General features: G+C 45.2%; 11 protein-coding genes. 3 read left to right on the forward strand and 8 right to left on the reverse strand.

The genetic code is table 11. The features are described 5' to 3' along the window. Nucleotides 1-108: 108 nt before the first annotated feature. The 6 genes from vpsR to xerD all read right to left on the reverse strand — a co-directional run bounded on the left by vpsR (nucleotide 109) and on the right by xerD (nucleotide 8,061). A complete protein-coding gene (gene vpsR, locus L3V30_RS13005) occupies nucleotides 109-1,443 on the reverse strand; it encodes a cyclic-di-GMP-binding transcriptional regulator VpsR (RefSeq protein WP_104974479.1) in 1,335 nt (444 codons plus the stop codon). Nucleotides 1,444-1,687: 244 nt separating this feature from the next. Next, nucleotides 1,688-3,205 (reverse strand): lysine--tRNA ligase, encoded by a 1,518-nt coding sequence (lysS, locus tag L3V30_RS13010; RefSeq protein ID WP_005397328.1) that lies wholly within the window; start codon nucleotides 3,203-3,205, stop codon nucleotides 1,688-1,690. A gap of 34 nt (nucleotides 3,206-3,239) precedes the next feature. Next, a protein-coding gene (prfB, locus tag L3V30_RS13015; RefSeq protein ID WP_100068604.1) for a peptide chain release factor 2 occupies nucleotides 3,240-4,338 on the reverse strand; the annotation gives its coding sequence in 2 pieces (ribosomal slippage) (nucleotides 3,240-4,262 and nucleotides 4,264-4,338; 1,098 coding nt in all). A gap of 173 nt (nucleotides 4,339-4,511) precedes the next feature. Next, the gene (recJ, locus tag L3V30_RS13020) at nucleotides 4,512-6,251 is read right to left on the reverse strand and encodes a single-stranded-DNA-specific exonuclease RecJ (RefSeq protein ID WP_006742673.1); all 1,740 of its coding nucleotides are present in this window, start codon (nucleotides 6,249-6,251) and stop codon (nucleotides 4,512-4,514) included. Between the two features lie 44 nt (nucleotides 6,252-6,295). After that, nucleotides 6,296-7,084: a bifunctional protein-disulfide isomerase/oxidoreductase DsbC gene (dsbC, locus tag L3V30_RS13025; protein ID WP_012842135.1), complete on the reverse strand. Its 789-nt coding sequence runs from the start codon at nucleotides 7,082-7,084 to the stop codon at nucleotides 6,296-6,298. Nucleotides 7,085-7,143: 59 nt separating this feature from the next. Continuing rightward, nucleotides 7,144-8,061 carry a site-specific tyrosine recombinase XerD gene (gene xerD / locus L3V30_RS13030; RefSeq protein ID WP_005397336.1) on the reverse strand — a complete coding sequence of 306 codons (918 nt, stop codon included), beginning with the start codon at nucleotides 8,059-8,061 and terminating at the stop codon, nucleotides 7,144-7,146. A 158-nt stretch (nucleotides 8,062-8,219) separates the two neighbouring features. Between xerD and fldB the strand changes: the two genes are divergently transcribed. Beyond that, the gene (gene fldB, locus L3V30_RS13035; RefSeq protein ID WP_005397338.1) at nucleotides 8,220-8,738 is read left to right on the forward strand and encodes a flavodoxin FldB; all 519 of its coding nucleotides are present in this window, start codon (nucleotides 8,220-8,222) and stop codon (nucleotides 8,736-8,738) included. 85 nt (nucleotides 8,739-8,823) lie between these two features. Here fldB and brnQ read toward each other — a convergent pair whose 3' ends face one another. Then, a complete protein-coding gene (gene brnQ, locus L3V30_RS13040) occupies nucleotides 8,824-10,134 on the reverse strand; it encodes a branched-chain amino acid transport system II carrier protein (protein ID WP_006742676.1) in 1,311 nt (436 codons plus the stop codon). A gap of 330 nt (nucleotides 10,135-10,464) precedes the next feature. Between brnQ and L3V30_RS13045 the strand changes: the two genes are divergently transcribed. Together L3V30_RS13045 and srmB are read left to right on the forward strand one after the other, a co-directional pair. Further along, a complete protein-coding gene (locus L3V30_RS13045) occupies nucleotides 10,465-11,184 on the forward strand; it encodes a tRNA1(Val) (adenine(37)-N6)-methyltransferase (RefSeq protein ID WP_237309066.1) in 720 nt (239 codons plus the stop codon). Between the two features lie 107 nt (nucleotides 11,185-11,291). Next, the gene (srmB, locus tag L3V30_RS13050) at nucleotides 11,292-12,515 is read left to right on the forward strand and encodes an ATP-dependent RNA helicase SrmB (RefSeq protein WP_005396291.1); all 1,224 of its coding nucleotides are present in this window, start codon (nucleotides 11,292-11,294) and stop codon (nucleotides 12,513-12,515) included. A 109-nt stretch (nucleotides 12,516-12,624) separates the two neighbouring features. Here srmB and yaaA read toward each other — a convergent pair whose 3' ends face one another. Next, entirely contained in the window at nucleotides 12,625-13,401 is a 777-nt protein-coding gene (yaaA, locus tag L3V30_RS13055) for a peroxide stress protein YaaA (protein ID WP_047009102.1), read from the reverse strand. Nucleotides 13,402-13,407 lie beyond the last annotated feature (6 nt).

A 13,407-nucleotide genomic window follows, 5' to 3' on the forward strand; every position in this document is an offset into this window, starting at 1 on the left:
GAAATTACGGATTTTATAAATCAAACTGAATACAAAACAAAAAGAGCGGCTTTGTAGCCGCTCCTTCACTGATATTCATTCACCAATTTAACTTCAGAAAGAACAAATTTACATGGCTTGATCAGAAATCAAATTATGTTTGTTCAGTAGTCGATACATCGTCGCGCGTGAAACACCAAGCTCCTTCGCCGCATTCGAAACTTGACCAGAATGAGATTCCAAAACAACCAGTAACGCGTCACGCTCACTCTTCTCACGAATCGATTTCAAACTACGCTTTGAGTCATTACGCTGAGGCAAATCTAGGTGATGCTCTTCAATCATTACGCTGTCAGACATCAGAACCGCTCGTTTCACTTGGTTCATCAACTCACGTACGTTACCTGGCCAGAAATAACGTGTCAGTGCCTTGAGTGCATCCTCAGAAAAGCTTTTTGCTTGCGAGTTATACTCTTTAGAAAACTCTTGTAAGTAATAGCGCGCTAACAAAGAAATATCGCTCGCGCGCTCTTTTAAGCTCGGGACATTAATGCGTAATACGTTAATGTAGTGATAAAGCTCTTCATTAAAATCTCCGTCAATCAAAGCTTTTTCAACATCTGACGAGTTAGCCGCAAGGATGCGTACGTTAACCGCTTTTACGCCATCTTTGGTATCAATGGTGCCTTCTTGCAAGAATCTCAGCAGATTCATTTGCTGCTCTTTTGAAATGGTAAGAATGTCATTAAACAACACCGTACCGCCATCTGCTTGTTCAAGCAGGCATGCTTCCATATCTTCATCGGCGTTAATACCAAATACTTCAGCTTGGAAACGTTGCTCATTGAGTGCGCGACAGTTAATTGCCATAAACGGTTTATGAGAACGTGAAGAGACTTTGTGGATAGCGCGAGCAACCGCTTCTTTACCTGTACCACTTTCCCCAGAAATCAGAATACTGACGTCCGTCGGACCGATTCGCTTTACTTGATCGCGTAAACGCTTCATCGGGATAGATTCACCTATCAGCCCCATGTCTAAGCTGCTACCAAAACTAGGCCAAACTTTTTTCTCCAACTTGAGCATACCAAGCTGGTGACCAATCGTGCTTAAAAGCTGGGCATCCGGGATTGGCGCAGTGAAAAAGTCGATACAAAAGTTAACAATGAACTGGCATATGGTGTCAGTGCCAAGCTGAGATTCACGAATAAACGCTAACCAACGCACGTGTTTGTGAGAACTGACTAAGTTCGCCAAACCGTTCAAGCTGAATTCGTCATGGCTGAGATCGACAATACCGATACATGGACCAATATCCTCTAACAACGTATTAGCTTTGCGTAAGTCACCCACTTGGTGACACTTCCAGCCCACTTGCTCAAGTACTGATAACCAAGGCTCATAAGTACCGCCAACTACCACAAGCGATCCCGGGATGGAATCCATCTTAAACTGCCCAGCCATTCTCTAACCCTTTTTCATTGTTAATAGAAATTTTGCGCCACAAACCTATCTTTGCGAGCGGGTAACATTATCGAGACTCCGCGCCCCCACGTCTGTCTCAGTATTAAGACTATGCAATAGATTGAGATTTGGCGAATGTTTATTTGCATATCCTATTAAAAAGCAAATGCAACAACTTGAACTTATTTAACTAAAAGGCATAAAAAAACCACCCGAAGGTGGTTTTTTTGATCATCCTGCCAAATTACGCTTGTGGGCGCATTGCTGGGAATAGGATCACGTCACGGATAGTGTGCGTGTTAGTCAGTAGCATAACCAGACGGTCGATACCGATACCTTGGCCTGCCGTTGGTGGTAGGCCGTGCTCTAGTGCAGTGATGTAATCTGCATCGTAGAACATAGCTTCGTCGTCACCAGACTCTTTAGCTTCAACCTGTGCTTTAAAGCGCGCGTCTTGATCTTCTGCATCGTTAAGCTCTGAGAAGCCATTCGCCACTTCACGGCCGCCGATGAAGAATTCAAAGCGGTCTGTAAAGAACGGGTTGTCATCGCTACGGCGAGCCAATGGAGAGATGTCCGCTGGGTAGCCAGTGATGAACGTTGGCTGCATTAGCTTAGGTTCTGCTGTTTCACCGAAGATTTCTTCTAGAAGCTGACCACATGTCCAGAAGTCTTCTACTTCAACATGTACTGATTTCGCGATAGAAACCATCAGTTCACGGTTTTGTAGATCTTCTTCGGTTAGCGCTTGGATTTGCGCGTGATCTGGGTTGTACTGCTTGATTGCTTCAAACATGCTCATACGAGTGTAAGTGCCACCAAATTCAACCGTTTCATCACCGTAAGGCATTGATGTTGAACCTAGAACTTCTTGCGCTACCGAGCTTAGTAGTTCTTCAGTAAAGTCCATCAGATCTTTGTAATCCGCGTACGCCATGTAGAATTCCATCATAGTGAATTCTGGGTTATGACGTGGAGAAAGACCTTCGTTACGGAAGTTACGGTTAATTTCGAATACGCGATCGAAGCCACCAACCACTAGACGCTTCAGGTATAGCTCAGGTGCAATACGTAGGTACATTGGCATGTCTAGCGCGTTGTGATGCGTGATGAATGGGCGTGCACTTGCACCACCAGGGATCACGTGCATCATCGGCGTTTCTACTTCCATGAACTGTTTTGAGATCATGAAGTTACGAATTGCAGACATTACTTTAGAACGTACAATAAATGCTTTACGTGAATCTTCGTTCACAATCAGATCAACGTAACGCTGACGGTAACGCATTTCTTGGTCAGTAAGACCGTGGAACTTCTCAGGAAGTGGACGAAGTGCTTTAGTTAGCAACTCGTATTCTTCCATGTTCACGTATAGGTCACCCTTACCAGATTTGTGCAGCGCACCTTTAACACCGATGATGTCACCGATATCAAGACCTTGGTATTTCTCTTTTAGCTCTTTTTGTACGTCTTTAGCAGCGTAAGCTTGGATACGGCCAGATGTTTCTTGAATTACTAGGAATGGACCACGCTTAGCCATAATACGGCCAGCAATTGCAACCACGTGGTTAAGCTCTTCTAGCTCTTCCTTCGTCTTTTCACCGAACTCTTTTTGAAGGTCGCCCGCTAGTGCGTCACGACGGAAGTCGTTTGGGTGGCCGTTTGCTTTGCAGCTCTTTCGGATTTCATCCAGTTTAGCGCGGCGTTCAGCAATCAGCTTATTTTCTTCTAGTACAGTTTCGTTTTGAACAGCATCAGTCATTTTCGATGTATCCTGTTTTTGTCGGTGAAAAGCTTTATAGGCCTGACTTCAGGCTAGCTTCAATAAATTTGTCCAGATCGCCATCAAGAACCGCTTGAGTATTACGGTTTTCAATGCCCGTACGGAGGTCCTTAATACGTGAGTCATCCAATACGTAAGAACGGATCTGGCTACCCCAGCCAATGTCAGACTTAGCGTCTTCATTAGCTTGTTTTTCCGCGTTTTGCTTTTGCAATTCAAGCTCAAATAGCTTCGCTCGAAGCTGTTTCATTGCCTGATCTTTGTTCTTATGTTGAGAACGGTCATTCTGACACTGAACCACGGTGTTCGTTGGTACGTGCGTAATACGTACCGCAGATTCTGTGGTGTTGACGTGCTGACCACCTGCGCCTGACGCACGGTAAACGTCGATGCGTAGGTCAGAAGGATTAATGTCGATATCGATGTTTTCATCAATCTCTGGATAGATGAACGCAGACGCAAATGACGTATGGCGACGGCCGCCTGAATCGAACGGAGATTTACGAACAAGACGATGAACGCCCGTTTCAGTGCGCAACCAACCGTAGGCATACTCACCAGAGATACGAACTGTTGCCGACTTAAGACCCGCGACTTCACCTTCAGAGACTTCAATCACTTCAGCTTTGAAGCCCTTCGCCTCTGCCCAGCGTAGGTACATACGCAGCAGCATGTTGGTCCAGTCTTGTGCTTCCGTACCACCAGAGCCAGCTTGCAAATCGATGTAGCAATCTGAACTATCATGGTCGCCCGAGAACATACGACGGAATTCAAGCTTTTCTAGCTTCTCTTCCAACTCAGCAAGTTCTGGTTCGATTTCGTCAAATGTTTCTTGATCTTCTTCTTCTACAGCCAGCTCAAGAAGACCTTCTACGTCTTCTACACCTTGCTCTAGTTGATCAATAGTTTCAACAACCGCTTCTAGCGATGCACGCTCTTTACCCAGTGCTTGTGCACGTTCAGGTTCGTTCCATACATCAGGTTGTTCAAGCTCTGCGTTGACTTCTTCTAGACGCTCTTTCTTCGCGTCATAGTCAAAGATACCCCCTCAGGACATTTGTGCGCTGAGACACGTCCTGCAGACGGTTTTTAATTGGATTGATTTCAAACATGTTTACTCAACATTTTAGAATAGAATTTAACCGAGAAATTCTACTGAAAAATGTGACCGAGATACAGGAAAATTTCGGATGAGAAATCAGATTGCGGTTAGAGAGAGCACGGTCATAAAATTTTACACCCTCTTAGGGGCAACCGTACTCTATAAGAGAGGTTAATCTAGATATTACTTAGCTTCGATATGATCGATCATCAATTGCAGTGATTGATTACCACGAAATTCATTCACATCCAATTTGTAAGCTAAACGTACCGTTTTAACTGATGCATCCGGCCAGCGACGCAAATCGACATTAAATGCAATACCATCGATCATCACATTGGTAGGATGACCTTTGTAAAGCGGCTCTAACATCAATTTAAGATGCTTCTCACCCACCAGCTTTTGATGCAACACTTTAAACTCACCATCAAAGATTGGTTCAGGGAAGGCTTGTCCAAAAGGGCCACCAGACCGCAGCTGTTCAGCGACATGCATAGAGAATTCTTCAGGCTTAAGTTCACCATCTGACATGATCACGCCTTTTAGCGCCGCTTCATCGAGTTCCTTTTTTACCACTTCATCAAATAAACGGCTGAAACGTTCGAAATCCTGCTCTTTAATTGTTAAGCCTGCCGCCATCGCGTGACCACCAAATTTGATGATCAAACCTGGGTTTTGCGTGTCGATGAAATCCAACGCATCGCGCATGTGTAACCCTGGAATTGAACGACACGAACCCTTAATTGTCCCTTCTCCGCCATCAGCAAATGCGATGACTGGACGGTGAAACTTCTCTTTGATGCGCGAGGCCAAAATACCAATCACACCTTGGTGCCAATCACGTTGGAACAAGGCTAATCCGTAAGGAAGCTCACTGCCTTCACCAAACTGAAGACGCTCGCAGAAAGCCATCGCTTCTTGCTTCATGCCTTCTTCAATCTCTTTACGAGTTTGGTTCAAACCATCCAGTTCACTTGCCATACGACGAGCGGCGTGAATGTTGTTACACATCAACAGTTCAACACCAAATGACATGTCATCAAGGCGACCAGCAGCATTGATACGAGGACCTAAAGCAAAACCAAAATCGGACGCCACCAAACGACGCGCATCACGCTTCGCGACCTCAATCAATGCTTGAATGCCAGGGCGCGCTTTGCCCGCACGAATACGCTGCAGGCCTTGGTGCACAAGAATGCGGTTGTTTTCATCCAGTGGGACAACGTCAGCTACAGTGCCGAGTGCAACAAGGTCAATCAGTTCCATCAACTTAGGCTCTTGCATGCCCTGCTCAGCAAACCAATTGTGTTTTCGCATATGAACGCATAGTGCCATCATGAGATAAAACGCGACCCCGACACCAGCGAGCGCTTTAGACGGAAAATGACAGCTCTCAAGGTTTGGGTTCACCATTGCATCCACATCAGGCAACACTTGTCCCGGTAAATGGTGGTCGGTAACGAGCACGGTAATGCCGTTTTCTTTTGCGTAACGCACGCCTTCGATTGATGACACACCGTTATCTACCGTCATGATCATCTCAGCGCCAAGCTCTAATGCCTGGTCAACAACTTCTGGGCTTAACCCATAACCGTCTTCAAAACGATTCGGTACTAGGTAGTCCACATTGTGACTACCAAGCATACGCAGAGCGAGCACCGACAATGCAGAGCTCGTCGCGCCATCAGCGTCAAAATCACCGACAACGATGATGCGTTTTTGTTCTTTTATTGCCTGAAACAAAAGCTCGACGGCTTGCTCAATCCCCCCGAGTTTTTGGTAAGAATGCAAACCACGAGCTGACGTTTCTAGTTGCGCAGGATCCGTAATCCCACGGTTGATGTAGATACGTTTGAGAATCGGAGGAATGGAATCAGGAAGAAGGGAAAGATCAGGTTCAGGACGTCGTTGAATTTCTATCATGCTTGAAAAGAGCCGGCGACTTTGCCGGCTCTGCTCCTAAAGGATTATTGTTGCTTTAAACGTTTCAATAGCTCTGCAGGTGGTAGGTAACCGCCAACCATTTCGCCATTCGGTAAGAAGATCGCTGGCGTACCAGAAATTCCCAATTGGCGACCTAGATTGTAATGTGATTGGATGGTTTCTTTACACTGTTTTAAGTCTTTCGCAGGGTTATCAAACGTACGATTCACTTTCGCGTTGTGCATTGCCGACTTTGGATCTTCAGCACACCAAATCGTCGCCATTTGCTCTGCCACTGGGCCAGTAGCACCTTGGCGAGGGTAAGCCATGTAACGCACTGTAATGCCTAGATCGTTATAGCCTTGCATTTGGCTGTGCAGACGCACACAGTAACCACAAGTGATATCAGTAAATACCGTCACTGCATATTTTTCATCGTCGGCTTTGTATTCAATCATGCTATCGGAGAACTGCGCGATTTTCTCCGCATTAAGCGGCGCTTGGCGCTCTGCAATGACATCTTTGTAACTACCATCGTCATTGATGGCATAAAGCGTACCGGCGATAAAATGGCTACCATCATTTGAAGCAAACAAGATCCCGCCATTAGTTTGGATTTCCAATAAACCAGCAACTTCTGATGGCTGAATATCAACGATAGATAAACCAAGCTTTGAGAACTTAGTTTTTAATGCTGCTTCATCAAAACTGCTTTGCGCAGCTGGTGCCACTTGCTGTGCAGGAGTGTCCGTTTTAGCCTGACTTTCTTCTGCACCACACGCGGTAACAAAAAATGGTAAAGTCAGCAGAGTTAGTCGGCGTAATACGCTCATGAAATTCACCTTAATATAAAATCGTTTTTCCAAGAAGACATGGATGAATCTAACCATTGTTATGCTCTTGGGTGGTGTTGACTGTGGATCTGCTTCAATCGTTCAGTCGCCACGTGAGTATAAATTTGCGTGGTCGATAAGTCACTATGTCCTAATAGCATCTGTACGACCCTGAGATCTGCGCCATAGTTCAATAAATGCGTGGCAAAGGCATGACGCAGTACGTGCGGCGACAACTGTTCAGTGTCAATCCCTGCTATCAAAGCATAGTACTTAATACGGTGCCAAAACGTCTGACGAGTCATTTGCCTTGCGCGTTTGCTAGGAAAAACAATATCAGATGATGTATCACCAAGTAACGCAGGACGCCCTTGTTGAATAAACGTCTCGATCCAATCTACCGCGTTCTCCCCCATTGGCACTAAGCGCTCTTTACCGCCTTTACCTGTGACACGTACAACTCCTTGACGCAAACTAATGTTTTCCATAGTTAAACTGACCAATTCCGTCACACGCAAACCAGTCGCATACAGTAGTTCCAGCATCGCTTTATCCCGCAATTCCACAGGATCATTCGGGTCTGGCGCTTCGAGCAAGGCGTCCACTTGCTCTTCACTAATATCTTTGGGCAAGCGTTGTGGCAGTTTAGGACTGACCAAGAGCGCACTCGGATCATCAGCACGTACTTTCTCACGATGCAGATATTGGAATAAACGGCGAATTGCCGACAACATACGCGCACGGGACGTCTGCTTGTAATCCAAGTCTACAAGGTAGCTTTGGTATTCTTGCAAGCCAGACAAACTAATGAAATCAAGACGGTAGCGATGTTTCTCCATCCACGTGAGCAGCTTCATCAAATCATTTCGATAGGAAGCCAGCGTGTTCTCTGATAGCCCACGCTCCATCCACATCGCATCTAAGAATTGTTCAACAAGCGAAAAATCTTGTTGATTGACAGGCTGTTGTGCCGTCATGAACGCTTCCTTATCTGTTTATATTTACAGTACTTAGATTAAGGCACCTACCGATCCAATACCATAAAAAAATCATCCCGCTTAGGATATTCGCTGCAATCTTCCTCAATTTATGGTTAGAATCTTCCACAACAGCAATACAAATAACGATGAATATAATGAAAATCGGACTCTTTTACGGCTCAACGACCTGCTACACCGAAATGGCAGCAGAGAAAATTCGTACCATTATTGGTGAAGACCTTGTCGACATTCACAATGTGAAAGAGACACCGTTATCACTAATGGCAGACTACGACTTATTACTCCTTGGCATCTCAACTTGGGACTTTGGTGAAATTCAAGAAGATTGGAATGCGATTTGGCAAGACATCGCAACAACACCATTAAAAGGTAAAGTTGTCGCGCTGTTTGGTCTGGGTGACCAAGAAGGCTACGGTGAGTGGTATTTGGACGCGATGGGCTTACTTCACGATGAATTACAAGCGACCGGCGCAACCTTTATCGGTTACTGGCCAAATGAAGGCTACGAATTTGAAGCATCGAAAGCACTGATTGAAGATGGCAGCAAGTTTGTTGGACTAGCGTTAGATGAAGACTCGCAGTACGAACTGAGTGATGAGCGCATCGAAAAATGGTGTGAACAAGTTCTTGTAGAGTTCCACGACACACTTTAATAGTGTGAACGCTTCAAAGATAAAAAATAAAAAGCCCGATGAAGTAATTCATCGGGCTTTTTAATATCTTGATAGTGCGAAGTTATTACGCTGTTTCTTGTGCTAGCTCTGGACGAGGTTTCGCGATGAAGAACATGCACACGATAGCCGCAAATGTTGGAAGCACCCAACCCATGCCCACTTCGAATAGTGGCAACATGTTAAACGCAGAAACATCAACACCCGATACTTTTGCCGCATCAACCAACGCAAACAGCAGAGATACAAGCAGTACCGCGCGGTAAGCAAAACGTGGATTTGGCAGTTTGCTGCGTACAAATGTTAGTGCAACCAACGCGATCGCCACAGGGTACAGCGCAAACAATACCGGCACTGACAGAGAAATCAGTTGTGCAAGGCCGACATTCGCAACCAACGCACAAACAGAACCGTTAATCAATACCCATTGCTTATATGACAGTGGCGTTTTCGAGCTGAAGAAGTCTGAACACGCAGAAATCAAGCCAATAGCCGTTGTCAAACACGCTAGTAATACAATGACAGACAGAACGATTTGACCGTATGGACCAAACAGCGCTTGAACGTATTGGCTAAGTACCAGACCACCGTTATCTGCACCAGCAGCAACAGTTGCACTCGTCGCGCCCAAGTAGAATAGTGAGATGTAAACAAACGCAAGACCGGCAGCTGCAATACAACCTGCATAGATCAGATACTTAGTGGTTGCAGAACGCTCAGTAATGCCTTTACCTCGCAGTGCATCAACCATCAGCATGCCAAACATCAATGACGCGAACGTATCCATTGTGTTGTAGCCTTCTAGGAAGCCTTTGGTCAGTGGTTGCGTTAAGTACTCACCGTGCGCGCCCAGCATGTCACCTTGAGGATCAATAAATACCGCGACAGCAAGAATGATCAAACCCACGAACAATGCCGGCGTCAGTACTTTACCGATAAGATCAATCAAACGGCCTTGGAACCATGAGAACATCATCGCCGCAATAAAGAAGATCACTGAAAATGCAGTGAGATGCGTTTGTGACGCTTCAAGGAAGAAAGGTTTCACCGCCATCTCGTAAGCCACTAGGCCAGTACGAGGCGCAGCAAACGCAGGACCGATGATGATGAAGATCAACGCAGCCATAATAACCGCTGCTTTTTTCGGAAGGTCTTGCGTTAAGTGATCCCAAGAACCACCAGCAACAGCAATAGCAACGATAGTAATAAGAGGTAGACCTACCGCTGTTAGCAAGAAACCAAACATCGCTGGCATTAAGTTTTCACCAGCTAGCTGACCCGCTAGAGGTGGAAAGATGATATTGCCCGCACCCAAAAAGAACGCAAATAGCATAAAGCCTACTGCGATAATATCTGTTAGTTTTAACGTCTGCTTCACAGATAACCCTTGTCTTTTAATTAATGAATGTTGTGTATGCTTAGACCACTTTTTGTATACCTAAAGTCAATAAGTACACGTGGTTCAATCTATAAAATTTTCGCCGCATAATGACGAAAGACTCATCATTTGGCAACCTTTAAGAAAAAAACACCATATTAATTTAGTTTTCAAACTTAAAAGCAGTGGATATAACCAGTTCTAAACAACAGACCAGTTCTTTATCTCGATCAATTAACAATACAATTTAATAACCAACAAAACAACAATCTATACAATTAAGAAACAATAGAGAAATTCACTTAATTATTGAGCAAACATAAAACAATCATGAAGAGCAAAAAACTGAAAACTAAAGGCTTCAATTTTAAGCAATTTTGTATTGAGGGCGGCGAGAGTGGTATGCCCGTCAGCACTGATGGGGTAATGCTTGGTGCTTGGATTCAAAGCCCGAACAACGCTCAAATTCTCGATATTGGCACTGGCACCGGGTTGCTTGCCCTGATGTGTGCCCAACGCTTTACAGAAGCTCAAATAACCGCGGTCGATATTGAATTAACAGCTATTGAAGCTGCGCAAAAAAATGTAGTTCAGTCGCCTTGGTCAGATCGTGTGAGTGTGCATCATTCCGACATACTAGACTTTACGCCGACGCATCCATTCCAACGCATCATTTGTAATCCGCCCTACTTCAACAGCGGCGAGCAATCGAAACACAGTCAACGTGCAACCGCGAGGCACACTGATACGCTACGCCACAACGCGTTGCTACAACGTTGCTATCAGTTGCTTGATGAACAAGGGAAAGCTAATTTTGTGTTACCAATCACCGAAGGCGAACGGTTTATTGAACTAGCATTACACCAAGGTTGGCATCTATCGCGAGTCTGTCGTGTACAGCCATCAGAAAAGAAACTGGTACATCGACTGTTATTTGAACTGGCGAAGCAGCCTTGCGATACTCAAGAATCACATTTAATAATTCATTCGCATGACGGCTACAGTGACGATTTCGTCCAATTAACCCGCGAGTTTTATCTTAAGATGTGAAATAACATGTGATCCTTATCACCAATCACTTTATAATGTGCGACCTTTTTGTATTCTATGCTGTTGTGGCGAACCATTAACCAAGCTTTGCTTGTGGAGAACTCATTGTGATCAGAACCTTTGCTGAACTTGATCTAGACCAAAACCTACTTGAAGCCATTGAAGAGATGGGTTACGAACGCCCAACAAAAATTCAGGCAGAAGCGATTCCACAAGCGTTGGATGGTCGTGACATTCTAGCGTCAGCGCCAACAGGTACTGGTAAAACGGCAGCCTTCGTTCTGCCAGCATTGCAATACTTGCAAGACTTCCCTCGTCGCAAGCCTGGACCTGCGCGTATTTTGATCCTAACGCCGACGCGCGAATTGGCGATGCAAATCGCTGATCAAGCACGAGCTTTGGCAAAAAACACTAAACTGAACATTTTCACCATCACAGGTGGTGTTCAATACCAAGAGCACGCCGATATCCTTGCGACAACACAAGACATTGTGGTTGCAACGCCTGGCCGTTTAAAAGAATACATTGATGCAGAGCGTTTTGATTGCCGTGCGATTGAATGGTTAATTCTGGATGAAGCAGACCGTATGCTAGACATGGGTTTTGCTCCTACTGTCGATCGTCTATCTAACGAGTGCCGCTGGCGTAAACAAACCCTTCTGTTCTCAGCAACTTTAGAGGGTAAAGGCGTAGAAGGCTTTACCGCTGATCTGTTGAATGACCCAGCAGAGATCGATGCAAAATCGCCACTGCGTGAGCGTAAGAAGATTGCTCAGTGGTACCACCGTGCTGATGATGCTGAACACAAGCTTGAATTACTAAAACACATTATTACTCAGCAAGCAGAACGCACCATTGTCTTCTTGAAGACACGTGAGCGTTTGGCAGAGCTACGAGCGCAGCTTGAGAGCGCACAGATTCCATGTTCTTGGATTCAAGGTGAAATGCCTCAAGATCGTCGTAACAATGCGATTTCTCGCTTCCGCGATGGTACTGTAAACGTGCTGCTCGCGACGGACGTTGCTGCGCGTGGTATCGACCTTCCGGATGTGTCACACGTTATTAACTACGACATGCCACGTACGGCTGATGTCTACCTTCACCGTATTGGCCGTACGGCTCGTGCGGGTAAGAAAGGTAATGCTATCTCAATCGTAGAAGCACACGACCAACCAATGATGGATCGCGTTGCACGTTACGTGAAAGAAGACATCAAAGAGCGTTTCGTGAAAGAGATGCGTCCGAAACACAAAAAACCTGTGTTTAAGAAGAAAAAGAAAAAAGAAGACAAGAAGAAACCCGCGAAAAAGAAAACCGCTAAGAAGAAGTAATCTTATTGGGGCGAAATAGCCCAAGCTAAAACATAACAAAGGGTTGGCACTGCCAACCCTTTTTCGTTTGTACTGATAGAGATTAACGTAGACTGCGTCTCAATCAGTTTTAGTTTTGCTCTTCGCGTTTAAATACTAACTCTGTTGGTGTCGATTCATCTTCAACAAAGTAGTAACCCGCCGTATCAAACTTAGTCAGATCTGCCACGCTCTCAATACGGTTTTCGATGATGTAACGCGCCATCATGCCGCGCGCTTTCTTCGCGTAGAAGCTGATGACCTTGTATTGGCCATTCTTACAATCTTTGAATACTGGCGTGATCACTTGCGCATCTAAGTGCTTTGGCTTAACCGCTTTAAAGTATTCATTTGATGCAAGGTTGATAAGCACATTATCACCTTGAGCAGAAATCGCTTCGTTCAGCTTGTCCGTAATAACATTGCCCCAAAACTGGTACAAGTTCGTACCTTTGTCGTTTGCAAGCTTGGTACCCATTTCAAGACGGTATGGCTGCATCAAATCAAGTGGTTTTAGTAAACCATAAAGACCCGATAGCATACGCAGATGATCTTGAGCATATTCGAAGTCCGCCTCAGATAAGGTTTCGGCGTCTAGTCCTGTGTAAACATCACCTTTAAACGCTAGGATCGCTTGTCGTGAGTTTTCTGTGGTAAACGTTTCACTCCACTCTTGAAATCGCCCGACATTCAAATCGGCAATCTTGTCGCTCACTTTCATTAAAGAGGCAACATCAGCAGGAGTCAGTTTGCGGCAAACATCGATAAGCTCTTTTGAGTATTCGACCAACTCAGGTTGAGTAAATTTTTCTGTCGCTAACGGAGACTCGTAATCAAGAGTCTTCGCTGGAGAAACTACGATAAGCATGACTTT

This window comes from Vibrio sp. A1-1 (genome assembly GCF_021728175.1).
In the GTDB taxonomy this organism is placed as follows: domain Bacteria; phylum Pseudomonadota; class Gammaproteobacteria; order Enterobacterales; family Vibrionaceae; genus Vibrio; species Vibrio diabolicus.

What these genes read in the sequence shown, in the direction of transcription:
- xerD (WP_005397336.1), bottom strand. Translation starts at nt 8,061, where the DNA reads ATGACGGCACAACAGCCTGTCAATCAACAAGATTTTTCGCTTGTTGAA.
- vpsR (WP_104974479.1), bottom strand. Translation starts at nt 1,443, where the DNA reads ATGGCTGGGCAGTTTAAGATGGATTCCATCCCGGGATCGCTTGTGGTA.
- yaaA (WP_047009102.1), bottom strand. Translation starts at nt 13,401, where the DNA reads ATGCTTATCGTAGTTTCTCCAGCGAAGACTCTTGATTACGAGTCTCCG.
- dsbC (WP_012842135.1), bottom strand. Translation starts at nt 7,084, where the DNA reads ATGAGCGTATTACGCCGACTAACTCTGCTGACTTTACCATTTTTTGTT.
- fldB (WP_005397338.1), top strand. Translation starts at nt 8,220, where the DNA reads ATGAAAATCGGACTCTTTTACGGCTCAACGACCTGCTACACCGAAATG.
- lysS (WP_005397328.1), bottom strand. Translation starts at nt 3,205, where the DNA reads ATGACTGATGCTGTTCAAAACGAAACTGTACTAGAAGAAAATAAGCTG.
- recJ (WP_006742673.1), bottom strand. Translation starts at nt 6,251, where the DNA reads ATGATAGAAATTCAACGACGTCCTGAACCTGATCTTTCCCTTCTTCCT.
- L3V30_RS13045 (WP_237309066.1), top strand. Translation starts at nt 10,465, where the DNA reads ATGAAGAGCAAAAAACTGAAAACTAAAGGCTTCAATTTTAAGCAATTT.